The following is a 26,003-nucleotide window of genomic DNA, read 5'->3' as shown; positions in this document are numbered from 1 at the left end:
CGAAAATGGACGTTCATCAATTTGCATTTCTGGCCCGCCAACCTTCCGCTGAGTTGAAGACGCGCAAGCGCTTCCTCGGCGTGTCCAAACGTGCGTTGGCGGTGCTGATGATCAACGTCGTGTTCTGGCAGCCGATCTGGGCGCAGGCTGGCGGCATCGTGGTGAGCGGCGGCACTAAGACCACCGTGGGGCAGGCGGGTAACGGCGTTACCGTGATCAACATCGCCAAGCCAAACGGCTCGGGGCTGTCTCACAACCAGTTCACCGACTACAACGTCGGCAAGAACGGCGTGATCCTCAATAACTCCACTAATAGCGTGGAGAAGACCCAATTGGGTGGCTACATCAATGGCAACGGCCAGTTGGGCGGTAAAGCAGCCGGGACCATTCTCAACGAAGTCAACGGCGGCAGCGCCAGTCAACTCAACGGATACACCGAGGTAGCGGGCAAGTCGGCGCGGGTCATCGTTGCCAACCCTTACGGCGTGACCTGTAACGGCTGTGGCTTCATCAACACGCCTCGCGTGACGCTGAGCACTGGTAAGCCGGTGATTGACGGCAGTGGCAAGCTCGATCATTTCGAAGTCGACGGCGGCAGTATCAATATCGAGGGCGACGGGCTCAACGCCAGTAATGTCGATCAGTTCGACATCATCACCCGTTCGGCAAAGGTCAACGCCAACATCTACGCCAAGCGCCTGAATATTGTAACCGGTGCCAACGACGTCAACGCTGACACGCTGGAGGCCAAGGCCCGCGCAGCCAATCCTGCAGACAAGCCAGAACTGGCCATCGACTCCTCGGCGTTGGGTGGCATGTACGCCAACACCATCAAGCTGGTTGGTACCGAACAGGGCGTGGGTGTGAAACTCGCTGGCGATATGGCGGCCAGCGGCGGGGATATGCAGATCGATGCCAACGGGCATCTGACCATGGCCAAAGTCGCAACCAGCGGCGCCGTCAAGATCAATGCTGAGAGCCTTGATGCACAGGAATCGGTTTACGCCGGAACATCGGTTGACGTCAAAACCCGCGGCGCCCTCAAAAACCAGAAAGTGCTCGCCGCACGGGACAGAGTCACCCTGAGCAGCGATGGGCAGTTGAACAACAGCGGCACGATTCAGGCCGGTATCAACGCCGACAACTCCCGCAACGCCAATGGGGATGTCAGCCTGAACGGCAATACGATCAACAACACCGGCAATGTCATCGCCAGCCGTAACCTGACAGCCACTGCCGCGCAATCCCTGGACAACAGTGGTGCGATTCAGGCGGTTGCTGCTGCCAGCGCGCCAGCCGATAGCGGCAACGTCACCCTTAAAGGTAAAACTTTCAACAACACCGGTAACGTGGTTGCCAGCAAAAAGCTCTCGACCACTGCTACCGAAAGCCTGACCAACGACGGCGGTACGATGGCCGCCGGTAAGGCGTTGACCGCGACGGCTGCGACGTTGAGCAACCAGAACAAAGGCCAGATACTCAGCGACGGCAGCATTGAGCTGACGGCGGATAGTCTGGTCAACACTCAAGGCGGATACATCAGCAGCTCGGGCGCACTGACCGCAAGTGCTGGCGCTATCAGCAACCGCCTTGGCGTCATCGAAAGTGGCACTACCCTGGATCTCAGCGCCAGCAGCCTGGACAACACCCAGGGCGAGATCCGTTCTCTGGGCCGTGGTGGCAAAACCCGCTTCGCCATTGGCGGAATGCTGGATAACAGCAACGGTAAGCTGGAAACGGCCAACTCTGACCTGAGCCTTGCCGCTAGTACGTTCCAGAACCTGGGCGGCAGCGTTTTGCACGTTGGCAGCGGCGCGCTTGATCTCGATGGTTTGAACCTTGATAACGCAGGCGGCAGCATCGTCACCCAAGGTGATCTCACCTTCAAAAAGGCCGCCTGGACCAACAGCAGCGTGATTCAGGCCAATCGGCTGAATCTCGACGTCGACAACTTTGAGCAGACCGCTACGGGTCAGCTTCTGGGCACCAACAGCTTCGTCGGCAAAGGCCTCAGCTGGAACACCAACGGCGTCATCGCCAGTGACGGCGATGTTGATCTGACTCTCAGTGATCAGTTGACCAACCGCGGTCGCATCACCTCGGCAACCGGCGTGGGCGTGAATGCACCGCGCGTCAGCAACCTCGGCACACTGGCAGCCGGTCAGGTGCTGGCGGTCAGCACTGGCAGCTTGCTCAACGACCATGCGCTGATTTTCAGTGGTGGCAATATCAGCCTGCAGGTTGATGCGCTGAACAACGTTGCATCAGACATCTACGCCATGGGCAACCTGAGCGTTGATCGTGACGGTCTGGGCGGATTGGCCAGCCTGATCAGCAACAGCTCCTCGAACATGCAGGCTGACGGCACGCTGAGTCTGGCGGCCAGCACCATCGAAAATATCCGGACCATTCTGACGGTAGAGTCCGGGATATACAGCGCTTCCATCACGCCAACGGCATGCATCGAGGGTGTAAACGCTGGTGACTGTGACGGCGGCAAGCAGCATCGCCCTTTCCTGATCAGCCAGCGTGATCATCTGGCCGTTACTGAGGCCAGCGCTGCGTCAAGCATCACCTCCGGCGGCAGCATGCTGCTCACTGGCGGCAGTTTGAATAACAGCAGCAGTAGCATTGCTGCTGGTGGTGACCTCACTGCCATTTTTGATCAGGTCACCAACACCGCGATCGAAACCCACGACACTCAGACCGACCGTGTTTTTGTAGAGGAGCGAACCCGTAGCCCTGGTTTCATGCGCCAACTGGCCAGTACGTTTACCCAGCAATACTCAATCGACAGCCCCGGCTACGACAAAAACGCCTTGGGCGGTCTTGAAGGTGCACTGGCCACCTTCATTGGTCGCACCGAAGGCGAAAAGGCCGAGCTGGCGAAGACTACACAACTGGCAGCACCTGACCAAAGCTACTCGGCCATCATTCAGGCGGGCGGCTCAGTCAACGTTCAGGCCAAAAACGGCATCGACAACTCCGTTGTACGCGGTGGCTACACCTACGTCGGCAGCGGTGCGAAAACGGATACCCGTGAGCCGGGTTACTCCACCGTGGTCGCGCTCAACCCGCAACTGCCGCCGGATCAAACACAACAACCGGTCAATCCGATAGACCTGCCCGGCTTCCAGCTACCCACCAGCCAATTCGCCGCCAACCCGCAAAAGTACCTGATCGAAAGCGACCCGGCGTTCACCAATCTGGGCCGCTTCATGAGCTCGGATTACATGCTCGACAAGCTGGGCTACAACCCGGACGAAGCCCAGAAACGTCTGGGTGATGGTTACTACGAGCAAAAGCTGATCCAGCAAGCCGTCATCGCCCGCACCGGCCAGCGTTTCATTGACGGCCAGACCAGCGATGCCGGCCTGTTCAAGTATTTGATGGATAACGCCATCGCCAGCAAGGACGCCCTCAACCTGTCGGTAGGCGTGAGCCTGACTGGCGAGCAAGTCGCAGCGCTGACCCATGACATCGTGTGGATGGAACAGCATGAGGTCGCGGGTCAAAAAGTACTGGTGCCTGTCCTGTACATGGCCCAGGCCAACAACCGTCTCGCGCCCAACGGTGCATTGATCACCGGCAACGACGTTTCCCTGATCAGCGGCCAGAACCTCAACAACAGCGGCACCCTGCGCGCCACCAACAACCTCGGTGTCAGCTCTGGCGGCAACCTGACCAACTCAGGCCTGGTCGAAGCGGGCAACCTGCTGCAGATGCGCGCCAACAACAACCTGACCAATACCGCAGGCGGCGTGATCGCCGGGCGCAACGTCGACCTCGTCGCCGTTAATGGCGACCTGCTCAACGAGCGCAGTGTCACCACTCACCAAAGCGACAGCGGCTACCGCTCCGAGCGCACTCAGTTCGTTAACAGCGCCGCGCGCATCGAAGCCGCCGACACCCTCACGATCCAAGCCACACGCGACGTCAATAACGTCGGCAGCGTGATCAAGAGTGGCGGCGACACCACCATTCAGGCCGGACGTGACGTCAACATCGTCTCCGCCCAACAGGAAAACAGCGGTGCAATCGGCACACGTTCAAATCATCAGAATATCGCTCAGTATGGCTCTGTTGTAGAAGCCGGTCGCGACTTCCAGGTCGTCGCCGCCCGCAACATCAGCGCCGTCGCCAGCCAGATCAGCGCCCAGCGCGACTTGACCCTGGGTGCAACCGAAAACCTCAACATCGCCTCTGCGGCTGATGAACAGCACTCGTATAGCAAGAGCAAAAAGGTCACCGCTCAGGAAGATCATGTCAGCCAGGTGTCGAGTGTGCTCAAGGCTGGAGGCAATGCGACGCTTACTGCCGGGCAGGACATGGCGCTGACTGCCAGTCAGGTCAATGCGGGGAATGAAGCCTATCTGGTCGCCGGTAACAACCTCGCCATGCAGGCAGCTGAAGATCAGGACTACAGCTTCTACAGCAAGACCAAGAAAACCTCGTCCGGGAAGAAATTCCGTCTGGATGAAACCAGTAGCACTACCAATGTCGGCAGCCTGGTCAGTGCCAATGGCGACAGCACTGTCGTTGCGGGCCAAAACCTGCTTTTGGCCGGCAGTGCCGTCACCTCTGAAAAAGGCGCTACACAACTGGTCGCCGATCAGGATGTACAGATTCTAGCTGTCACTGATTCCGCCACTGAGCGGCATGAGCGCAAAGAAAGTAAAAGCAGCTGGGGCGGCTTGAAGTCCAGCAAGGTCCAGACCAAGGTTGACGAGGCGACGACCAGCGCAGCGGGCAGTATGGTTGCGGGGGAAACTGTAAGCGTATCTGCTGGACGCGATGCGACGATTACGGGTTCATCTCTGGTCAGCACCGACGACTTATTGGTCGAAGCCGCTCGCGACCTGAAAGTGGATGCAGCGCAAAACACCTTCTCGCGCACTGACATGCACAAGGAGAAGAACCGCGACCTAACCGGGATCGTCACCGGCAACAAGCTCGGTATCGATGACATCACAGGCAACCAACACCTTTCTATCAGCAGCCAGAAACACAATGGCAAGGCGGCAGAAACCACCCTCAGTGGAAGCACCATTGGTTCCAGCAATGGCAACGTGGCGTTGATTGCAGGGCGCGATCTCAGGGTTAACGCCAGTGATCTGGTCAGCATCAAGGATATGACGTTGAGTGGTTCTGACGTGACCATTACGTCAGGAACACAAACAGCCAGCCAGAGCAGTGAAGACAAGTCTCGCAGCCTCGCGGTGGGTCGCGTCATTGGTGGCATGGCTGTTGATGCAGTCAGAACCATGCGCGACTCGGTCAAGGCTGCACAGGAAAGCGACGACCCACGTCTGAAGGCGGTCAAGGTTGCCCAAGGTATGTTGGCTGCTTACCAATTGGGCAGTACGGCATCCGATCTCATGTCGGATTCGCAGGAAGTAAGGGACGATACCCTGAGTAACGGTTCGGTTATCAAGATTGGCACCGAGCTAGCCAACACACGTAGTAAAAGCACCAGCGAATACAGCAGCGAGACCGCCAGGCAGAGCACCGTCAACGTCGGCGGTAATCTGGCCGTTGCGGCTAATGGTTCGGTTGCTGGCACCGAAGGAAACATCACGGTTGTCGGCAGCACTATCAAGGCGGCCAACACCGATCTCAAGGCCAAGGGCAACATCCTGTTGCTCAGTGCGCAGAACCGTGCCGATTGGGCAAACGACAGCAGCAACAACAAAACCAGCATTGGCGCGAGCTTCAATATTGGCGCGCAAAACGGTTTCACCCTCGACCTTGGTGCCCAGAACGCTAAAGGGAAGGGGACTGGTGGCTCTGTAACGCAGGTCAACAGCACTCTGGACACCGGTTCGCTGATGCTTGAAAGCGGCAACGACACTCGCCTTATCGGTGCTCAGGTTCGTGCCGACAGGATCAAGGCCAACATTGGCGGCAATCTGGAAATTGCCTCCCTGCAAGACTCCGAAACGCAGCGCAACAAGCAAAGCAGCGGTGGTGTGGGTGCAAGTATCTGTGTACCACCATTCTGCGTAGGTACGCCGGTCACCGCATCCGCCAACGTCGCACTGAGTGGCCTTAACAGCGATTACCGTGCGGTCGCCGAGCAGTCGGGACTTTATGCAGGCCAAGGCGGCTATGACATTCAGGTGGGCAAGAATACGGTGCTGCAAGGCGCGGTCATTGCCAGCGACGCAGCGGCCAGCAAAAACCGCCTCAGTACCGATCGTCTCATCACCAGTGACATCAAAAACATCAGCGAAATCGAAAGCCATGCGGTCAGCGCGAGCGTATCGACTGCAGGTAATAGTCTATCTCCGGGCATGGTGTTTGGACTGAAGCTCGACGACGCCGATAAAAGCGTCACTCGCAGCGCGGTCAGCGCTGGTGAAATTGAAGTCCGAAGCGCCCAGGGTGGCGGTGATCTGGTTGGTCTGAATCGTGATACTGCTCATGCCAATGGTGCGCTCGACAAGCCCGATCGCGAGGCAATCGAAGAGCGTATGGAGTTGGTGCGCAGCTCCGTTACGCTGGTCAAGGACCTTTCAAGCACGATAGCGGCCGCCCGAACCAAGGCAGCCAAAGATCCTAACAGCGAAGAAGCAAAGCAGGCACGCCAACAGCTCGCCGCTGCGGGTAATACCGATCCATCCGATATAGAAATCAGTGATCAGGTTCAGCGCAATTATGGGACTGGCAGTAGCTTCCAGCGGGCAGCACAAGCAGCCAGTGGTGTCGTTCAAGGCGTATTGAGTGGCAACTTCGCCGGCGCACTGGCTGGCGGTGCAGCCCCCTACCTCGCTCACAGCATCAAGGAAATTACGGCTGGAGATGACAACGCCAACCTGTTCGCGCACGTGGTGTTGGGGGCCGTGGTTGCCCAGGCTCAGGGTAATTCGGCGCTTGCCGGTGGCACCGGCGCAGGTTTGGGGGAGTTGGTTGCTCGACAACTCTACCCGGACAAGCGTAGCGATCAACTGACCGAATCCGAGCGCCAGACCGTTTCCGCGTTGTCTACCCTGGCGGGTGGTTTGGCTGGCGTGCTTACGTCCGACAGCGATGTCAGCGCTATTGCCGGGGCATTGGCAGCTAAGAATGCCGTAGAGAACAATCACCTCAGTGCTATTGAGGATGTGACGCTCCGGAGCTTGAGAAAAGAGTACGCAGAAAAGTGCGCGGGCGGCGCGAAAAGCGACTCATGTGACAGCAAGAACAAGCAAATCATCGCGCTTGAAGAGAAAGCAAAGAGCGTCCTCAAAGAGGAAACTATTTATCTCGCCGAGGATATGGGGCGCGACCGGGTATTCACCACCGTTCCGGGTGAAATAATACCGTGCGCTATTTCCGGAAATAACATGTGTGTGGTGACGGATAAAGTCATCACTACAGGCCAGAACGCAGAGTGGGAGCTCGTTCCCGCAACGGCGGCTCAGGCCGTTATTGGTCGGGAGCGGCAGGCGGCTAGCGAGGCATCGTCCAAGGCCAGCCTGGAAAAAATAGCCGCTGATTTCTTCGACAGTGGTTGTGGTGGGATCGGTCCTTCCGCGACGGGGTGTCAGGCATATATGGCCCTCAGCGGTCTGCACCCGATCACGGGTCAACCGTTGTCCACTGCTGAGCGGGTCGCGTATGGAATAGGTTCTGCGGCAGGCGTGGCTGGCGGTGTAACTGCTGGCGTATCGGTTGTTCGTGGCTTCGGCGAGAAAGCTACCGTGCAAGCGGTAGGCGATGCGGCAGAGGTATTTGCTCCGAAGCTGCCCTATGAAGAGATGGGGCCTTTTGTTCCTCAACTCAGTCGGTATGAGGACCGGATAAAGGTAACTCCTGTCAACGGTGGCTCGTGGACCGGTGCCAGAGGCGAGTCTAACTTTGTATTCGACAATCCGGAGCTTGCGAAAATATTACCTGATGGCATTGCCTACAAGAATGCTTACCCGGACTTCTCACCGATTGCCGTACAGGAAGTACGCCTCCCTGGCCTGATTTCAACAAATCGAAATCTGAATTTCCGCGAGGCGAATAAGATGTTGGCGGAGAAGCTTGACGTTAAAACGTCAGATGTCGTGCGCTTTATGAAGGAACAGAAATATACTTGGCATGAAGTTGAGGACATGCGGACACTGCAATTAGTCCCCTCCTTTATTCATACCGGGAGCGTGGGGCCGATGGGCTTTGGCGTAAAGTATGGCCATCTGGGTGGCATTGCAGAGCGGAATTTGTTGGAGGCGACAAAAAGATGAGCAAGATTTCGGATCCCGATTTTGGTGAGCTGCAGTTCGATGAAATCTGGACAGGGCAGTGTGAGGTAGCACTGTTTGGCGAGGTGCTTGAGGTCGAGCTCATCGTCCAGACCTTTGATGATGATCCGATTTCGGAAGATCAACGGGCTGCGTACCGGGAATTCGAATCAAGCAAAAAAGCTATTTGTCAGCAGGTAGAGCAAGCCGTTTTCGATTTTTATACTGCAAACGTCGAAAGCTATCGTGAATGTTTTGATAGTGAGGAAGTCGATGTAAAGGCTCCAATAATCGACTCGATTGACGGGTTGCGGGACTTGGTTACGTTGATAAACGTAAAAGTTATGTTTGCCTTCGAAGACGGCGCACGCCAGATTGGTTTTGTATTTGACGCTACGTTCGATCCAGAGCTGGGTGTTGGGGTTCTCGTCGCTAATGGTCTTGTTGAAGCGGTGGAAACTCAAGATTTTTTACTGGGCTGACAGTGCCGGAACCTGATGGCGGGGCTGCTCAAAAAACCAGCCCTGATCATTTAGATAAAGGCGGATGGGGCTTATTTTAATAACCGCGAGTCTCATTTCTATCCGGGCACTCAAAGACAGGGTACGTCTTGTTTCTCGCGGCTCCCTTCATCATTTCTGTTATTCGATTAGTTCTCTGGAGCCTGAGTGCAGAGACGGTGTGCGGCTGAACCGTGACCGACGATTGGACGAGCGTCTAGCGCGGTCGGCGGGTTCTCTGATTAATGTCCGGGCTCTGAAGTGGAGTCGATAAAATAGAAGTGCAAGGAGGCAATATCATGAAAATACTCACGCTGCTGTTTACGATTTTGGCATTGGCCGCTTGCCAATCCAGTGGCCGAAGCTCCGCGCCCAGCCTGTTTAAAGACGGCATTCTTCTGAAGCAGAAAAGCGTCGTTGTTGATGCCGATCACGCCAAAGTCATCATGAAACCCACCGGGTATATTTATCCGGTGCAGTTTTCTGTGCGACGTGATGGCGACCCCGATCAGCGTCCGGAGTCTCTTGGCACCGCTGCTTACACCGGTCGCGGCAAGGTGTTCGGCTGGATAGCAAAGATGAACGAGGTCACGCACAGTGCGGCGCTGAAGCACTTTCCCCAATTAGAGCTACAGGCTGATCCTGATCGCGCTATGGAAATCAGCGGCGGATACGATGTCAGTGACAACAATGTCCGAAGAATGTGTGGCCCTCTTCGTTCGGTTTTTACACCTGAAAAGCAGAAGGTTTATCTGGTTGAGTTTGTCGTTCGGGTAGATGGTTGCGAGCAGCATGTGTATGACATCACTCAGCCGGAGCAGCGGATCCCCGTCCCAACGAGTGACCAATTTGTCCGGCCAAGTTGACCGTGAAGTACCCACGGTAGTTTTCAGGCTGACACATTAACGGGTTGTCACACACGGGTGATTAGCCAAAAAACAGATCGCTACCATCTCTACGCCGCAGGCAAGGGGTAAACCGATGTTGGAACCTCGCCAGTTTACCCATGGCGCAACCACGTATGCATTGGCCAGCCCTTGGCGTCGTCTGGCCGCGCAGACGATCGACTTGATCGTCGCCAGTTTGATCGTTGCGATATGCGCCGTTCCGCTTCTCCTTATCTCGTCTGCGCTCGGCGCCCTTCTGGCGCCGCTGGCATACGCCTATCTTCTTTTCGCCGACGCCATATGGAACGGTCAAAGCCTCGGAAAAAAGGTGATGAAAATTGTCGTGATGGACGAGCAGAACCTCGTCCCATGCGGCTATCTTCAAGCGTTTGTGCGCAACCTGTTGAAGTTGCTTCTGCTGTTCCTGGACTGGATTTTCATATTCTTTGATTCGCAAAAGCGCATCGGCGACATGGCCGCCTCTACCATCGTCGTGAACCAGATACCGGTTAGTAACGCGCCATTCAAGGCAACATCCCCAGGCGGACACGTAGACACGAGCAGCGAGATATATCAGACCTTGCATGCTGTGCCAGCCAGTGCTGATTACGCCGTGGATGCCGCGGATCTTGATCCCGAGGACATACCTAAAGAACGCATTGAGAAGGTCAATGCGCTATTGAATAGCGCGGATGAAAGCGTCCGATACGAGGCCGCGAAACTGCTCGTCAATTGGGGCTTTCAACATGCCCTGCAGCATCTTGCGGTGTTTATCGATGACCTCAAGGGTGGATACATTGATCACCAGCTTCATGGTTTTGATAACACCCAAAAACATAACCTCGCTGCATTAACCCGATACTGGGCGATCCAGTCTGACGAGGGAAAGGGTGAGCAGGCGAGGAAGGATATTTATCCCCTGATCTCAAAAATCATCGCATTGTCCAACACTAAGCCTTTTCAAATCGCCGGTATGTTCTGGCTGGTTAGCGAGCGCGGAATGACGGAGTACCTGCCTGTATTGAGGGCTCATCTGGCAAGCATCATTGGTCACCCGGATGACTATTACTGGAAGATTCGTGACGTGGTCACCCTCCTGCACGCGGTAGATCCGGAGTTTTTGAACGAGCTTTTGATACAGAAGAACATTGCGCTGGAGCAATACCTGATTACCGAGAATGACAACAACCCAGACGGTCGTCCCTGATGAATATACTCAGCGCATTCAGAATCCTGGCCGTGCCTATAGGCGGCGCGTTGGGTTTCGGGTTTTTCATGCCTTTTATCAGTGGCCTGGATCTAGTCAACGTTGGCCTGCTACTCGGGTTCATCGGCTCAATGCTGTTGGGTATTCCGTTCCTGCTGATAGGTGATCGGTGCTTTCCCGGTTTCAAAGCTCGCCACGTGCTTAGTAGCGTGTTGCAGATCTTGTTCACCTACGTTCTTTACAGCGGATTCAAGCCACGATTATGGATAGCTGCCATAACGATTGGCGTGGTGCTCGGCCTGCTCTATACCGCTTTTGATAGATATCTAGTGAGATACGCGGCGCGCAGCCCGGTGCCGCAAATGAGCAAGGCTTACGTGTTCGGCATTCCATTATGTGGAGGCGTATCGTTGGCCGTCGTTGCCACCTGGGCCTTTGCCTCTCCCTCTGAAATAGTGCCGTCTTTGATCTTCAGCTTTCTGGTGGGTGCCGGTATTGCGATGCTCATCGGCTGGCCCGCTCTGTGGCTGACCGATCGCTTTCTCACTCATCGCCTGCGTTACATCGTGGGCGGGACAGTCAGTGGGTTTTTAATCTGGCTGCTCTTGGGGGCTCCCGGTTTGCTGCCCCTTCCGACCGGGCAGTATGTGAGTTACCTGGTGGATCAACTCGGTTCAGGAATGCTCGTTTTTGTATGCTTTGGATGCGCATCAGGTCTGTTATTCACTGGGTATCACGCGCTTTATATGTGGTTAGTTTCACGATACGGGACGTCAGCGAGTGAGCCGTCATCTAAATAGAAAAGCGCGCTGACTCAGGGCTGTGCCGACAGTCAAACATTTACCGTTTTGCATCGTGCAACTAGTTCCCGATTCCCCAGTCAGATCAGCGCCCGATTTCGATCACCAGAGCAGCCCCGTCCCATGCGCCTGACTTCTTGCTTCACCTCGCTCTGCTTCATCGTCTTGCTCCCACTGCTCGCTAGCCAGGCTCATGCCAGCGGGGCGCAACAATTGGTATCGGCCATCAACGACTACCGCGCTCAGCCCTCCCGCTGCGAGGGGCGTGCGGTGCGTGGGTTATCGCCACTGGAGTTGAGGCGGGATCTGGCTTTGCCCATCGGGTTTGCTGGCGACATGCGCAACACCTTGAAAGCTTCCGGCTATCGAGCAGTAGCGGTGCGCAGCATTCGCCTGGTCGGTGCGCAGGATGCGAGGGGTGCCTTCGCCATGCTGCAGAGCCGTTACTGTGGCGCATTGCTGGACAACCAATACGCCGACATTGGTATCACTCAGTCAGGCCGGGACTGGCGATTGGTACTGGCCAAGCCGTTGCTCGACGGTCATCTGGGTGATCAGCAATCGGCGGGCAGAACGCTATTGGCTCAGGTCAACGCGGCACGGGCCAAGCCGCGCATGTGTGGCAGCCAACCCTACGCCGCTGCGCGGCCCCTGACATGGAATACCACGCTGGAAAACGCCGCGCTACGGCACAGCCAGGCGATGGCCAGCGGCGGCTATTTCTCCCATCAAGACCCCAACGGCGACATTGCCAAAGACCGCGCCCGAGCGGCGGGTTACAACGGGCGACAAGTCGGCGAAAACATCGCCAGCGGCCAAGGCTCGCCCGAAAAAGCCATGCAAGGCTGGCTAGCCAGCCCGGGCCATTGTGCCAACCTCATGAACCCGATGTTCACCCAGATGGGGGCGGCTTACGGGACTAACCCGAACAGCAAAGCGGGGGTGTACTGGACCATGATGTTTGGGGCGCCTTGATGGGCTGGATCAGGTTTTCATCGGCACCAGTTTTTTGCAGGTTTCCTTCCGGGCTGGATACTGCTCGCACTTGAGTCGCACGCTCTGGGCGTTTCGCGAGTTTCTCGGGGGCGGTGATGCGGGAGATGATTGATGGGGCATGGGCTAAGCAAACACTAAAGCCCAACGGAGAACACCGCCCCGCTAGGAGCGAACTTGTTCGCGAAGCAATTGAGCTGACACGCTGTGCTGACGCTGAAAACGCTCAAGGCCTCGCCCCTGTTGGAGCGAGGCTTGCCCGCGAAGTGACTAACTGCACAGATCATTTGTGTTACTTCGTTCGGTGCTTCTCCTCCAACCCCGCCACCGAAGCCTCAACCAACGCTCTGGCCGCCTCGATCTGATGCACAACCGACCTCGCCAGCGGGGGAAACTCCAGCATGCTGTTATCTGCCGTTTCATAAGCCGTAGCGGCGGCGCAGCTCAGGTATTCCGATGCAAGAACCAGCGCGTCTTCGATTTTGATATCGGGCTTTACAGTGAACAGGCTGAGGTTGCCCAGGTTGGTATTGCTGACAAGGTTTTGCTTGATGGGTGTAGCGGGGGGATGTGGCGTGGATCTGATCATGGTGACTCTCCCGGTATTGTTGAGCCATCACTCTTTGCGACTAAACAAAGGGTGGCGGCTGTGCGCGGGTTAGTCGACCGGGAACCAGGCAGCCCGGCGCACCCGAAGGTGCCCCTTGCACAGCCGCCATAAGATTCCACGCCGTCGCTCAAGGCTTCGGCAATGGTTATGACAGATGCTTCGCTTGGTTATTCATTGGGCGACTAAACCCGATCGTTGAAATCAACGACAGGCAGGAAGGTAGTCGCCACATCAGGCATCTACAAGCGGATGCAGAGCATATCCTGAATTTTCAGAAAGGTCCTACAGAGCACGGGTTTTGGGGCTGAAGGTTGTTTCTGATTGTTGAGTAGTTTTGGAGATTTTACGGGCAGTAGGCGACAGGGGGAGTTAAAGCGGCCTCTTCAAAAGAAGGATTTTTACAGGAGCCATCTTGATCACGGTAAAACTCCAGACGAAAAAACTCGCCTTTTGCACGCCTGCCTATAGGCAGGACCCTACTCGTTGAGTAGGACGTGTGGCGAGTGTGTTGCGGGCAGGTTATGTGCAATGAACGAACTGGTCAATCACTGGGGGCGAAAATGGGGTCAGACCACGATTTTCGTTACTTAATTGAAAATGTAGTCTTACCCTATCCCTCGTGACCCCTATTCCTCCGTAGTTAACCAAAGATGGCTATTCCGCTTCTATTTGCCAGCTGGAGCGTCCCAACAATCGGCTTTGCGCGAGCAGACATCGTATTGCCGATCCATAGCGGCCATGCGGTCAATATGGGCCTGCTTTGCAACCTTGAATGACTCCTCACTGGTCATTACGTACTGTATAAGTCGATCGTTCATACGCGTACTCCATTGTTGTCTGGTCTTTTCATCCAATGTTTTGGGTGCGGTCGACATCACCTGAAGCGTGCTGCTGTCTACCCGATTCAGCTCGTCGCTGTAAGTCTTGATGTACTGCTCGCGAGCGGCATAATGCTGATGGTTAAGGTCGAATTGAAGGGCTTCCAGGTTTTGCTTGTAAAGTTTCCAATAGCTGTCAGGTAACGTGAATCCGAGTTCCTTACGCAACATGGCAATACGACTATCGTTACTTTGTGTTGGATTGAGTACCGGTTTGTGAGATGAAATAACAGTTGGGTCATTGGCGATAATTCGCTCGATCATCGCAGTGCGCTCAGTATTTTGGGGAATGATCTGCCCCAAGGGCTCAAGCTGCACAGGCGCACTCTGTGAAGCAGACGGTGGCGCTACGCAACCGGCGAATAGCATGCAGGCCGATAACGTTGTGATTACAACAGCGTTGCGAAGCATAGTCTCTCCATGAGTATTGATATGGTAGGCAGTTGCGCCAACGCGCAGTACGCCGAATCTTTATCGACTTATCTGTCAGGCACTTGAGCACTGTGTCGGAGGCCTCTCCGGCCGTCCTTCATGTCTTCGCCGCCAACGCTCACAGAAGATTGTGGAAAACGGAGTAAGAGCACGATTTTCGATACTTAATTGAAAATCTGGTCTGATCCATATTCCCCGTTCAACCCAACACGTTGAGCCCCTCGCTAATCGGGCATTCGCTGTCGTCCCCGCCCAGGTTTTCGGGCAGGAATGAGGTGAGGTCATAAGGCAACAGTACCGTGTCGAGCACTAGTGAGAACGGCACGTCGACCAGTAGCGGCCAAGTCGACGGGCCGGAGTGCGTGCCCCAAGCCCACCCTTGCCGCGTTCCCCCATAAACGCAACGTTCACCGTCGATGTGGTACATCAGGCTCCAGCAACCAGATAGCGAAACGGTCGCTACCAACAGCAGAAATCGTTTGATCATGCAGTCCTTGCCATAACGTATGGTTTGCGATGCTGACATCCTACCCGCTGGGGCGAACGTTTAACCAGCGTCCAGGCCGGCCCCGCAGGGCATTACGGAAAATGGGGTCTGACCCCTATTCCTCCGTGGATCGCATAGGTAGGATCAACGGCTTTTTATTTTGTAGCCATCAATCGGAATATCTTCTGTACGCTCATATAGTGGACCATCGCTGAATTTGGCTTGTTCAAATGCTTGTGCATCCCAGCGTCCCGCTTTTAAAGCTAAATACAACATCCCCACTCTTAGCGGTATGTTTCCGCGTCTGTCTTTGGCGCGCCGGAAGGAAAAAAAGTTGCAGCCTTCTTCCAAAAAGTACCGATAAGGATCGTAATTGTTAAGGTCGATAGAGAACCTTTCGAAGAACTCGACCATCAGATCACTTGCATCGTCGCCATCTACGCCCAGATCCCTCGCGACATCGGTCGCCAAGCTGAAGCTTTCAAATGCCTTTCTCCCAAAGCCTGCGGTATCGTGGATGCAGACGACAATGCTATCCATTATTTTGTAATCGAGGGATTCGTTCATGGCTAGGAAACCTGATCTCCGATGCTCATAATGGAGTTATAAGTTACACAACTGTTTTGCGGAAAAATGGGGTCAGACCACGGTTTTCGGTACTTAATTGAAAATGTAGTCTGACCCCTATTCCTTTTGATCGAGGAGCGGCAAGCCTGCACGCTCGCCAGAGTTACTGGCACACCTGAACGTTAGACGAGACGTATGCCTTTGAACGGGTTCCAGCCTTGCTCGCCTTTCACTTCCTTGAGGTAGTACGCGTAGTTTACGGTCAGGCCATACATCAGGGCGTAGGGCGCAGCCAGCCCTCCGCCGAGCGCATAAGGCACATCGGTTTCCAGAAGAGTACACACCAGAAGAATCAACGCGTTGGTCGCGAGCATGATTCCAAGGAGTGCAAGGCCCTTTTTCCACAGTCCCAGCACAAAGAAATAAATCGGACCAAAGAAACACGCAATTATATTGATGTTGATCCGCATTTTCTTTCTGATGCCAGGAAGTGATTTGAGACCGGCATTGAACCGTGGATCGTTCGGTGCACCGTATGTCTCAAAGAAATTGAAGCGTTCCTGCCACTTGGCGCTGTACTTGGAGGTGCTTTGGGGGTGATCTGCTGTGCTCAAGGTGCTACTCCTTATGTTCCGTGGAATGACGTATTCCTTCCGGAAAATCCTGTGGTTCTGGCGCTTTGAAGAGATGACGGGGGATTGTATGGAGTTTCCAGGTGGCGTACCACTCAACCGCATCGGTGTGCCAATCGTTGCAATTCCTGGCATGAATTGGCTCACCTGTTGGGTGAGATCCCCCGTTATCAGGACAACCCCTGCACTGACTGTTGTTGCCAGTTCGTCCGTCGGGCTCACGTGATTGGGCGGGCGACTTGGGGTAGCTATCGCGAGCAAGCTCTGCTCTTACGGTGAGGGTAGCGGGGCATTTTTCGTTGTATTGGATGACGCCTTCGCAGCCTTCGGCAGCTCCTACAGAAAACACACGCGCACAAAAAAGGCCCACCTTTCGGTGAGCCTCTTTCGATGTAGCGTATGGTGCCGGCACCAGGAGTCGAACCCGGGACCTACTGATTACAAGTCAGTTGCTCTACCAACTGAGCTATACCGGCGTGATGGGCGCTGAGTATATAGAGTTTTTTTTGGCTGTAAACCTTAGCTCACTGATTTCGTTTAAAAATTTCTTGAGCGGTTGGCTCTACGCTGCCATGGCGCGTCAGCGTTGAGGGAGTCAGCCTTTATCGGCGTTCTGGCGTGAAGCTGGAGGGCGGTTCGTCAGGTGGGGCGGGGTTTTGTTTTGGTTTGTGCGCTGGGCTTCAGCTTGGGCGGTGAGGCGGTTGCAGGGATGCAAAGATTGCTAATATGTCGCGTCGCAATGGATAGCAAGCTCAATGCCGAAAACACGTACGTATTACGACGAGCTCAATGTCGCTCGGGATGCCTCGCAAGAGGATATCAAGCACGCCTTCCGCAAGCTGGCGCAGCAGCTGCATCCTGATCGTAATCATGCAGCCAATGCGTCTGGTTTGATGGCGGTGGTCAACGCTGCTCATGATGTGTTGGCTGATCCCGAGAAGCGTGCTGCGTATGACGCCAGTCTGGTTCGTGATGCGCAGGTGGCCCGTCAGGCGGCCACTCAGCGTCGTCAGGCCGGGCCGCAAGCTGCGCCGCAAAGCGCTGCAAGAGCTCAGGCTCGTCCCTCAGTAAAATCTCAAGGCAAATCAGCCAAACCAGCAAAACCAACCCGGCGCGGCAGTCGTTGGCGTTGGGTGGCGGTGTTCGTGGTTGCTTGCAGTGCGGGTGCCTGGATGGGGTATGACCGTGACGCGGGCAAGGCATTTATTCCGCCGTCACCGCCGGTGGTGGACGATATGGCGATTCTGGCTGAGGCGCAGGCCAAGGCTGAGGCGGTTGCTGAAGCGGCCAGGGTTGCGGCAGCGGTGCCTGTTAGCGCGCCAGTGAAGATTGTTGAGCCGGGACAGCCGGACTGTGTGCCGCCGCTGGTTGACCCTATGGGCGCGCCTTGGCCGTCTGCGGCAGGTTACATCGCAGGGATGCCGATGACGCGCGACGGTGGCTGGTCGGAGATCACGGTGGATAACACTGCGGGCGAGCAGGCGGTGTACGCGAAGATTACGGATGCGACGGGTAAGCGTGATTTCCGGCACGCGTACATTCCGGCGCGCAGTCGCTTTACGTTTGGGCGTATGGACGTGGGCTATTACCAGCTCAAGTACAAGATGCTTGATACCGGGTGTGCTTATGCGTCGAGCCGGATTCGGCTGGAGGAGACGCTGGTGGGGGATCGGATCAAGTCGAGTGTTTACAAGCTGACGCTGCGCAAGCTGCAGAATCGGAATTCGCAGTTTTCGAATGTCAGGAGTGAGGAGTTTTGACGAAGAGCTAGTGCTGGGCCTTTGTTATTTTCTCTATTGGCCTATAAGAGGGAATCCTGTGGGAGCGAATTCATTCGCGAAGGGGCCGTTACATTCGCAGCCTGTGTGTCGCATGAAATACCGATTCCCGAATAAATTCGGTCCCACCAGTAGGTCGTGAGCTTGAGGCCACAATCAACCTGTGATCATTGCTTGTCCGCGATGAAATCAATCAGGTCTCAGACACCGAGTTGATCTCATCGCGGGCAAGCCCGGCTCCCACATAGGGCCAGTTGATTACATCAGCAGGCGCAGTACGCTCGGCATTTGGGTCATGGTAGCCAGGTTGTTGATGACCAGCATGTCCAGCAGCTTGAGGATCATGAACGCCAGGATCGGCGAGATATCCAGGCCACCCAGGTTTGGCAGGATCCGGCGCAGCGGGGCCAGCAGTGGTTCGGTGATTTGATTGACCAGTTGCGCGCCAGGGTTGTGGCTGGCAGGGGCGACCCACGACAGGATCACGCTGATGATCAGTGCATAGAAGAAGATGTTCAGGAACAGCCCGGTCACGCCGATGATTGCCCAGAGCAGCAGGTGCAGCGGATCGCCTGTCGTGCCGTAGGCCAAGAGCAATGTCAGTGCCATCAGGATCATTTGCACAATGATCGCCAGAATCAGCGAAGACATGTCCAGACCGAACAGGCTCGGAATGATCCGGCGCAGCGGCTTGAGCAGTGGCTGGGTGGCTTTGACCGCGAACTGGCTCAGCGGGTTGTAGAAGTCAGCGCGTACCAGTTGCAGCACGAAGCGCAACAGGATGATCAACAGATACATACTGCCGATGGTTTGCAGCACGTAGATTGCAGCGGTGTTCAGTCCGATCATCGGTCTGCTCCTCAATGGCCTAAAAAGATTACTTGCCCAGCTGTTCGGCCATTTCTGCCGAACGATGTGCGGCGGCGGTCAGCGCGGTGTCTACCAACGCTTCGAAGCCTCCGGCCTGGAATGATTTGATTGCGGCTTCCGTGGTTCCCGATGGCGAGGTCACGCGGCGGCGCAGCTCGGCAGCATCCACATCGCTGCCAGTCGCCATCAGCGCGGCGCCCAGCGCGGTTTGCATCGTCAGTTGCGCGGCCACGTCCTGTGGCAGGCCGAGTTTCACGCCTGCTGCGGTCATGGCTTCGATCAACAGGAAGAAATACGCCGGGCCGCTGCCGGAAACGGCGGTCACGGCGTCCAGTTGTTTTTCTTCTTCCAGCCACAGCGCGATGCCGACAGCCGACAGCAATTGCTCGGCCTGGGCACGTTGTGCGTCGTTGACTTGCTCGGTGGCGTACAGGCCGCTGACGCCCTGACGCAGCAGCGCCGGAGTGTTGGGCATGCAGCGCACGATGGGTTGCTCGCCCAGCCAGTTTTGCATGCTGGCGCAAGTGATACCGGCGGCGATGGATACGATCAGTTGGTTGGGCTTCAGGCTTGGACGCAGGGCTTCGCAAACGGCTTTCATGGCTTGCGGTTTGACGGCGATCAATACCACGTCTGCGCCATCTGCGGCTTCGGCATTGTCAGCGAATACCGTGATGCCGTGCTCGGCGGCGATCTTGCCGCGTGTTTCAGCGCCGGGGTCGCTGGCGCGAATCGAGTCGGCTTCCACGCCCTGGGCGCGCAGCCCTCCGATCAGGCTGGCGGCCATGTTGCCAGCGCCGATAAAGGCGATGCGTGTCTTGCTCATGTCGGATTCCTTGAGTCAGAGGTCATGGCTGGCCGTAGTCACGGGCGCCAAAAAGGGCAGTACCAATCCGCACCCAGGTGGCGCCTTGCGCGATGGCGGCCTCCAGGTCGTGGCTCATGCCCATGGAAAGGGTGTCCAGCGGCAGGTTCAATTGCGCCTGCAGCGTGCTGACAGCGGCAAATGCAGCGTTTTGCTCAGCGATGTCGTCGGTGGGCTCCGGGATGGCCATCAAGCCACGCAGTTCCAAGCGAGGCAAGGCGCTGATGGCTTCGGCCAGCGCAGGCAGGTCGGCGGGCGTACAGCCGGATTTGCTGGCTTCGCCACTGACGTTGACCTGAATGCAGATGTTCAGCGGCGGCAGGTCTTCAGGACGTTGCTCGGACAGGCGTTGTGCGATTTTCAGGCGATCCACCGAATGTACCCAAGCGAAGTTCTCGGCGATAGCGCGAGTCTTGTTCGATTGAATGGGGCCGATGAAGTGCCAGCACAAGGGCAGGTCGGCCAATTCGAGCTGTTTGCTCAGCGCTTCCTGCAAATAGTTTTCGCCAAAGTCCCGCAAACCTGCCGCGTACGCTTCGCGCAGGGCCTCGGCCGGTTTGGTTTTACTCACTGCGAGCAGGCCGATGGACGCCGGGTCACGCTGCGCGGCTTGTGCGGCGGCGCTAATTCGCTCGCGGAGCGTTGAAATGTTCGCTGCTATCATGGACATTGATTTGCGCCAGCAGGGCTAAAGTCTGCGGCATTCTATGTGATTGAGGAGCTGTATGGATATTACCGAGCTGCTGGCTTTCAGTGCCAAGCAAGGCGCATCGGACTTGCACCTCTCGGCTGGCCTGCCGCCGATGATTCGTGTGGACGGTGATGTACGCCGTATCAACCTGCCAGCACTGGATGCCAGGGACGTGCAGGCGCTGATCTACGACATCATGAATGACAAGCAGCGTCAGGACTTTGAAGAGTATCTGGAGACGGATTTTTCTTTCGAGGTGCCGGGCGTGGCGCGCTTCCGGGTCAACGTGTTCAACCAGAACCGTGGCGCCGGTGCGGTATTCCGGACGATTCCAGCGAAGATCCTGACCCTCGAAGAGCTGGGGATGGGAGAAGTGTTTCGCAAGATTACCGACGTGTCTCGCGGGCTGGTGCTGATCACCGGGCCGACCGGTTCGGGCAAGTCCACGACTCTTGCGGCGATGATCGATTACCTGAACGTCAATCGCCATCACCACATCCTGACCATCGAAGACCCGATCGAATTCGTTCACGAGTCCAAGAAGTGTCTGGTCAACCAGCGTGAAGTGCACCGTGACACGCTAGGCTTTTCGGAGGCCCTGCGTTCGGCGCTACGGGAAGACCCTGATGTGATCCTGGTCGGGGAAATGCGTGACCTGGAAACCATTCGCCTGGCGCTGACCGCTGCGGAAACCGGACACCTGGTGTTCGGCACGCTGCATACCACGTCAGCGGCCAAGACTATTGACCGGATTGTCGATGTGTTCCCGGCTCAGGAAAAATCCATGATCCGCTCGATGCTGTCCGAGTCGCTGCACGCGGTGGTGTCTCAGGCGCTGTTGAAGAAGGTCGGGGGCGGTCGAGTGGCCGCTCACGAAATCATGATGGGCACACCTGCGATTCGTAACCTGATCCGTGAAGACAAGGTTGCGCAGATGTATTCAGCCATTCAGACCGGTGGTTCGCTGGGCATGCAGACGCTGGACATGTGCCTCAAGGACCTGGTCGCGAAGGGGCTCATCACCCGCGACGCGGCGAAGGAAAAGGCCAAGGTGCCGGATAATTTCTGAGCAGCGCCATGTCTGTGGAGGCTCACCCCTGTGGGAGCGAATTCATTCGCGAAAGCGGTGTGTCAGGCAACAGAGATGTTGGCTGATCTGACGCCTTCGCGAATAAATTCGCTCCCACAGGATCCGGATGTTCTTACCTTTGAACAACTCGCAACGGAGCGCTCTGCTTCGGCAGCACGCGCTTGGCAACCATGTAATGGCTGTTCCAATACGGTTTTTTCAAGGTATCAACGCTGACTTTCTTGCCGCGCCGTGGGGCGTGGACGAAGCGGTCGTTGCCCAGGTAAATCGCAACATGGTTGACCTTCCGGCTTTTGATGTTGAAGAACAGCAAGTCGCCGGGCTTCAAATCTTTGCGATCAACCTTTACGCCGTGGCCTTCAGCCATGGCGTTGGACGTGCGAGGTAGATCGACCTCAGCCACGTCGTTGAATGCATATTTCACCAAACCACTGCAGTCGAGGCCTTTACCTGGGGTGTTGCCGCCCCAACGATAAGGTGTACCGACCGCTTGCAAAGCACGGCTCACGACCGCATTGCTCTGTTTGGTGTTCGGCCCCGACAACGTTTGTACGTTGGCGACGGCTTTGGAATTCTTGCTCGGGCTACGGTAAATGGTAGTCCGGGAGCTGTGGCCACGTGGAGAGATGACAGGCGCAGGCTCGGTGGTTTGATTGCCCGCGACGGCTGACGAAGAATGAGTTTTCGCGGTGTAGCCGGTGAAGCTCGCGGGTAGTTGTTGCTCACGATTGGTGGCGTGGGCGGCCAGTGGCATAAGTAGGCAGATGGTTAGCCATGACTTGAAAAAAGGACGCATTCGGCAGGGCTCTTGTGGGTTAGCGCGCAACTTTATAACAGCTTTTTGCGACTTTCAGACCCCTCATGACAGAACGATTACGGAACGATCGTTTCAGATTTCGCGACAAACTCTCTCAAAACACGGGTGAATCCCTTGTGTTACAAGGGTTTGTTATAAGCGCCAGAGGTTCCTGCCATACGTCGGACAGCCGTAAAAAAGTCACACACTTTACACATATTTTTTTCTATCAGCGCAAAAGAGGTCCAAATGAACACCTATCAACATGATGCGCAGCGTCAGGACACCCATAGCAAATTGGTGGGTTACCTGCTCTGGATTGTAGGGTTCACCGGCGCTCATCGCTTTTATTACGGCAAGCCAGTAACGGGCACGATCTGGTTTTTCACTTTGGGCTTGCTGGGCATCGGTTGGCTGATCGACTTGCTCCTGATTCCCGGCATGGACCGCGAAGCCGACCTGCGTTTCACCTCAGGTTCCATTGACTACAACGTGGCCTGGTTGCTGCTGGCGTTTCTCAATGTGCTCGGCGTGCACCGCATGTATCAGGGCAAGTGGATCACCGGGTTCATCTACCTGTTCACCGGCGGGCTGTTTCTGGTGGGCGTGCTGTATGACCTGTGGACGTTGAATGATCAGATTTCGATCAAGAATGCACAGCGCGGGTGATTAGCGATGGCGCTGCCCCCTACAGGATTGAGGTGTTACTCAGCTGTTGTGCCGGGCATCATCCTTGTGGGAGCGAATTCATTCGCGAATGGGTCGGTACAGTCGATAGAGATCTGTCGTTTGCACAACCGTATTCGCGAATGAATTCGCTCCCACAGGGGTACCTTCTTTTATCCCGTGTGCGTAATCCGGCCATCCACCAGGGTGTAACGCACAGCACCCGGCAGGCAGTGGCCGAGGAATGGGCAGTTTTCACCTTTGGATAGCCACTTCTCTCCAGCAACGGTCGAGGCCGCTGGGTCGAACAGCACTATATCGGCGGGCGACCCGGCGCTCAGTTGCCCTGCTGGCAGGCGCAATGCCGCAGCCGGGCCGCTGCTCAAACGGGCGATCAGGGTTGGCACGTCCAGCAAGCCATCCTCAACCAGCGTCATCGCCAATGGCAGCAGCAATTCGACGCTGCTGATGCCCGGTTCGGTCGCGCCGAACGGTGCCAGCTTGGCGTCGCGTTCGTGCGGCTGGTGATGGCTGGAGATTGCGCTGATAACCCCCGATTTGACCGCTTCACGCAGGCCGTTACGATCCGCGCGGGTACGCAGTGGCGGTTGTACGTGATACAGGCTGGAGAAATCGATCAGCGCTTCGTCGGTCAGAATCAACTGATACAGCGCCACGTCAGCCGTGACCTTCAAGCCGCGTGCCTGCGCCTGCGCGATCAGCGCTGCGCCGCGAGCACTGGTTAGTTGGCTGAAGTGCGCGCGCACGCCGCTTTGCTCGACCAGTAACAGGTCGCGGGCCAACGCCACGGTTTCAGCGGTCTCAGGAATGCCTGCCAGACCCAGGAAGCTGGCAGTCGGGCCTTCGTGAGCCAGGCCGCCGTCGGCCAGGTCACGGTCCTGAGAGTTGAAAATCACTGTCAGATCGAACGTTGCCGCGTACTCCAGCGCACGGCACAGGGTGCGAGTGTTGCGAAAGCTCTCCAGGCCGTTGCCGAAGGCGACGCAGCCCACATCGCGCAACGCGACCAGTTCAGCCAGTTGTTCGCCTTCCAGGCCCTTGCTGAGGGCGCCAATCGGGAACACCTTGCTGTGCCCGGCTTCGCGAGCGCGGTCCAGGATCAGCTCGGCGACGGCCGAGGTATCCAGAATCGGTTTGGTGCGCGGCGGGCAGCACAGGCTGGTCACGCCACCGGCTGCAGCGGCTCGGGTCTCGCTGGCAATCGTGCCTTTGCGGCTGTAACCCGGTTCGCGCAGGGCGACGTTCAAGTCAACAAGGCCGGGAGCGGCGATCAGGCCAGTGGCGTCGATGGTTTGCAAAGGTTCGAAACCCGCTGGCGCATCGCCGATTGCGAGAATCTTGCAGGCTTCCAGGTGCAGGTCGGTGATTTGGTCCAGACCGCTGTTGGGGTCGATGACGCGAGCGCCAAGGATGCTGAGCTTCACTGGGCGTTCTCCTGTTCGAATTGTCGTTGCGCGGTCTGTCCGCTCATGGCCATGGACAGCACAGCCATGCGCACCGCGATGCCGTAGGTCACTTGATTGAGGATCACCGAATGCGCGCCGTCGGCCACTGCCGACTCAATTTCCACGCCGCGGTTGATCGGGCCGGGGTGCATGACGATGCAGTCCGGTTTGGCACCGGCCAAGCGTGCGGTGGTCAGGCCGAACAGGCGATAGAACTCGCCCTCGCTCGGCAACAGGCCGCCCTGCATGCGTTCGCGTTGCAGGCGCAGCATGATAACCACGTCGACATCTTTCAGACCCTCGTTCAGGTCGGTGTAAACCTTCACGCCGTATTGCTCGACGCCGACCGGCAGCAATGTTTTCGGCCCGATCACGCGGATGTCCGGGCAGCCCAGTGCTTTGAGGGCGATCATGTTCGAGCGCGCCACCCGCGAGTGCAGGATGTCGCCGACGATGGCTACGGACAGGTTTTCGAAGCCGCCTTTGTGCCGACGAATCGTCAGCATGTCGAGCATGCCCTGGGTCGGGTGCGCGTGACGACCGTCGCCGCCGTTGATGATCGCCACGTCCGGGCAGACATGCTCGGCAATGAAGTGCGCCGCGCCCGAGTCGCCATGCCGCACGACGAACATGTCGGCAGCCATGGCTTCAAGGTTGCGCAGAGTGTCGAACAGTGTCTCGCCCTTGCTGGTCGAGGACGTGGACACGTTGAGGGTAATCACGTCCGCCGACAACCGCTGTGCCGCCAGTTCAAAGGTAGTGCGCGTGCGCGTGGAGTTCTCGAAGAACACATTGCACACCGTCTTGCCGCGCAGCAGCGGGACTTTTTTCACCGCCCGGGCGCCGACTTCCAGAAAGGAGTCAGCGGTGTCGAGAATTTCAGTGAGCAGCTCGCGAGGCAAGCCGTCGAGGGACAGGAAATGGCGCAGCTGACCTTGATGGTTGAGCTGCAGCGGGCGCTTGGCGTCGAGGGGCGTCATCGCAAAGGACTCTTTCAAGGGCGGTTAAAGGGCGGTGGACAGGTCTTGAATTTCGAGGGCCAGCGGCGCAGGACCGCTTAGCTTGACCCGCTCGTTGGCGGCCAGCGTCAACGTCGCGCCAACCACGTCCGGGCTGATCGGCAACTCGCCAGCGTCCAGGTCCAGCAGGCACACCAGCGTCACGCTGGCCGGGCGACCGTAGTCGAACAACTCGTTGAGCGCGGCGCGAATCGTGCGGCCACTCATCAGCACGTCATCGATCAGCACCAGGTGCTGGCCTTCGATTTCGAACGGAAGCTCGGAAGGGCGCACTTGTGGGTGCAGGCCGTTTTGGCTGAAATCGTCGCGGTAGAAGGAAACGTCCAGTGTGCCCATCGGTTCGTCGCGACCCAGAGTCTTGAGTAATTCCTGCGCGACCCATACGCCGCCAGTGCGAATGCCGATGAAACGAGGTTCGCTGACACCGCGCTTGTTGAGGTGCGCGTTCAGGTCAGTGGCCATCTGACGAATCAGTTCGGCGGGGTTCGGCAGGTTCATGAAGTTGCTCCTGAAAGTACCCGAGCCGGGGCAAGGCCTGGCTCAGGCGGAAACGAAAATTCAG

General features: G+C 56.8%; 21 protein-coding genes and 1 tRNA gene. 9 read left to right on the top strand and 13 right to left on the bottom strand.

Features of this window, described 5'->3' with window-relative positions:
• Window positions 1-5 precede the first annotated feature (5 nt).
• The 6 genes from K3169_RS28155 (at window position 6) to K3169_RS28130 (ending at window position 12,576) form a co-directional block, all read left to right on the top strand.
• Window positions 6-8,210 carry a hemagglutinin repeat-containing protein gene (locus K3169_RS28155; protein ID WP_263269174.1) on the top strand — a complete coding sequence of 2,735 codons (8,205 nt, stop codon included), beginning with the start codon at window positions 6-8 and terminating at the stop codon, window positions 8,208-8,210.
• Window positions 8,207-8,689, top strand: a complete 483-nt coding sequence (locus K3169_RS28150; protein WP_231675357.1) for a DUF6985 domain-containing protein — start codon at window positions 8,207-8,209, stop codon at window positions 8,687-8,689. The genes K3169_RS28155 and K3169_RS28150 overlap by 4 nt, the downstream gene beginning before the upstream one ends.
• 317 nt (window positions 8,690-9,006) lie before the next feature.
• Window positions 9,007-9,573, top strand: a complete 567-nt coding sequence (locus K3169_RS28145; protein WP_231675356.1) for a hypothetical protein — start codon at window positions 9,007-9,009, stop codon at window positions 9,571-9,573.
• 115 nt (window positions 9,574-9,688) lie between these two features.
• On the top strand, window positions 9,689-10,801 hold the full coding sequence (locus K3169_RS28140) for an RDD family protein (RefSeq protein ID WP_263269172.1): 1,113 nt from the start codon (window positions 9,689-9,691) through the stop codon (window positions 10,799-10,801).
• Window positions 10,801-11,601: a DUF687 domain-containing protein gene (locus K3169_RS28135; protein WP_231675354.1), complete on the top strand. Its 801-nt coding sequence runs from the start codon at window positions 10,801-10,803 to the stop codon at window positions 11,599-11,601. The genes K3169_RS28140 and K3169_RS28135 overlap by 1 nt, the downstream gene beginning before the upstream one ends.
• A 123-nt stretch (window positions 11,602-11,724) precedes the next feature.
• The gene (locus tag K3169_RS28130) at window positions 11,725-12,576 is read left to right on the top strand and encodes a CAP domain-containing protein (protein WP_231675353.1); all 852 of its coding nucleotides are present in this window, start codon (window positions 11,725-11,727) and stop codon (window positions 12,574-12,576) included.
• 310 nt (window positions 12,577-12,886) lie between these two features.
• Here the strand turns inward: K3169_RS28130 and K3169_RS28125 are convergent, their stop codons facing one another.
• From K3169_RS28125 to K3169_RS28100, 6 genes are all read right to left on the bottom strand, one after another.
• On the bottom strand, window positions 12,887-13,183 hold the full coding sequence (locus K3169_RS28125) for a DUF6124 family protein (RefSeq protein ID WP_263269170.1): 297 nt from the start codon (window positions 13,181-13,183) through the stop codon (window positions 12,887-12,889).
• A 686-nt stretch (window positions 13,184-13,869) separates the two neighbouring features.
• Complete coding sequence (locus K3169_RS28120; protein WP_231675351.1) at window positions 13,870-14,493, bottom strand: hypothetical protein; 624 nt, start codon at window positions 14,491-14,493, stop codon at window positions 13,870-13,872.
• 220 nt (window positions 14,494-14,713) lie between these two features.
• Complete coding sequence (locus K3169_RS28115) at window positions 14,714-15,001, bottom strand: YceK/YidQ family lipoprotein (RefSeq protein ID WP_027901789.1); 288 nt, start codon at window positions 14,999-15,001, stop codon at window positions 14,714-14,716.
• A gap of 144 nt (window positions 15,002-15,145) precedes the next feature.
• A complete protein-coding gene (locus tag K3169_RS28110; protein ID WP_263269167.1) occupies window positions 15,146-15,568 on the bottom strand; it encodes a DUF1493 family protein in 423 nt (140 codons plus the stop codon).
• Between the two features lie 182 nt (window positions 15,569-15,750).
• Window positions 15,751-16,182, bottom strand: coding sequence for a DUF2628 domain-containing protein (locus K3169_RS28105; protein WP_231675349.1), 432 nt, complete (start codon window positions 16,180-16,182; stop codon window positions 15,751-15,753).
• 418 nt (window positions 16,183-16,600) lie between these two features.
• A tRNA-Thr gene (locus K3169_RS28100) sits at window positions 16,601-16,676 on the bottom strand.
• A gap of 279 nt (window positions 16,677-16,955) precedes the next feature.
• Here K3169_RS28100 and K3169_RS28095 point away from each other — a divergent pair.
• On the top strand, window positions 16,956-17,960 hold the full coding sequence (locus K3169_RS28095; protein WP_263269164.1) for a J domain-containing protein: 1,005 nt from the start codon (window positions 16,956-16,958) through the stop codon (window positions 17,958-17,960).
• 276 nt (window positions 17,961-18,236) lie between these two features.
• Here K3169_RS28095 and K3169_RS28090 read toward each other — a convergent pair whose 3' ends face one another.
• Genes K3169_RS28090 through K3169_RS28080 form a run of 3 tightly spaced genes read right to left on the bottom strand, consistent with a single transcriptional unit; the run spans window position 18,237 to window position 20,383 of the window.
• Window positions 18,237-18,827, bottom strand: coding sequence for a YggT family protein (locus K3169_RS28090; RefSeq protein ID WP_095092818.1), 591 nt, complete (start codon window positions 18,825-18,827; stop codon window positions 18,237-18,239).
• A gap of 28 nt (window positions 18,828-18,855) precedes the next feature.
• The gene (proC, locus tag K3169_RS28085) at window positions 18,856-19,674 is read right to left on the bottom strand and encodes a pyrroline-5-carboxylate reductase (protein WP_263269161.1); all 819 of its coding nucleotides are present in this window, start codon (window positions 19,672-19,674) and stop codon (window positions 18,856-18,858) included.
• Window positions 19,675-19,696: 22 nt separating this feature from the next.
• Window positions 19,697-20,383: a YggS family pyridoxal phosphate-dependent enzyme gene (locus K3169_RS28080; protein ID WP_231675346.1), complete on the bottom strand. Its 687-nt coding sequence runs from the start codon at window positions 20,381-20,383 to the stop codon at window positions 19,697-19,699.
• A 55-nt stretch (window positions 20,384-20,438) separates the two neighbouring features.
• Between K3169_RS28080 and K3169_RS28075 the strand changes: the two genes are divergently transcribed.
• Complete coding sequence (locus K3169_RS28075; protein WP_027901799.1) at window positions 20,439-21,473, top strand: type IV pilus twitching motility protein PilT; 1,035 nt, start codon at window positions 20,439-20,441, stop codon at window positions 21,471-21,473.
• A 133-nt stretch (window positions 21,474-21,606) separates the two neighbouring features.
• On the opposite strand, the gene K3169_RS28070 is transcribed toward K3169_RS28075, so the two are convergent.
• A complete protein-coding gene (locus K3169_RS28070) occupies window positions 21,607-22,290 on the bottom strand; it encodes a C40 family peptidase (protein WP_027901800.1) in 684 nt (227 codons plus the stop codon).
• Between the two features lie 249 nt (window positions 22,291-22,539).
• On the opposite strand from K3169_RS28070, the gene K3169_RS28065 reads away from it, so the two are divergent.
• Window positions 22,540-22,959: an NINE protein gene (locus K3169_RS28065; protein WP_027901801.1), complete on the top strand. Its 420-nt coding sequence runs from the start codon at window positions 22,540-22,542 to the stop codon at window positions 22,957-22,959.
• 170 nt (window positions 22,960-23,129) lie between these two features.
• Here K3169_RS28065 and K3169_RS28060 read toward each other — a convergent pair whose 3' ends face one another.
• Genes K3169_RS28060 through pyrR form a run of 3 tightly spaced genes read right to left on the bottom strand, consistent with a single transcriptional unit; the run spans window position 23,130 to window position 25,939 of the window.
• Window positions 23,130-24,401, bottom strand: coding sequence for a dihydroorotase (locus tag K3169_RS28060; protein WP_263269157.1), 1,272 nt, complete (start codon window positions 24,399-24,401; stop codon window positions 23,130-23,132).
• Entirely contained in the window at window positions 24,398-25,402 is a 1,005-nt protein-coding gene (locus K3169_RS28055; RefSeq protein WP_263269155.1) for an aspartate carbamoyltransferase catalytic subunit, read from the bottom strand. Before K3169_RS28055 ends, K3169_RS28060 begins: the two co-directional genes overlap by 4 nt.
• A 24-nt stretch (window positions 25,403-25,426) precedes the next feature.
• Window positions 25,427-25,939 (bottom strand): bifunctional pyr operon transcriptional regulator/uracil phosphoribosyltransferase PyrR, encoded by a 513-nt coding sequence (gene pyrR / locus K3169_RS28050; RefSeq protein ID WP_027898383.1) that lies wholly within the window; start codon window positions 25,937-25,939, stop codon window positions 25,427-25,429.
• Between the last annotated feature and the right edge of the window lie 64 nt (window positions 25,940-26,003).

Source organism: Pseudomonas phytophila (assembly GCF_025643095.1).
In the GTDB taxonomy this organism is placed as follows: domain Bacteria; phylum Pseudomonadota; class Gammaproteobacteria; order Pseudomonadales; family Pseudomonadaceae; genus Aquipseudomonas; species Aquipseudomonas quasicaspiana.
Note: the sequence above shows the minus strand (reverse complement) of the source record. Positions and strands in the feature narration are given on the sequence as shown.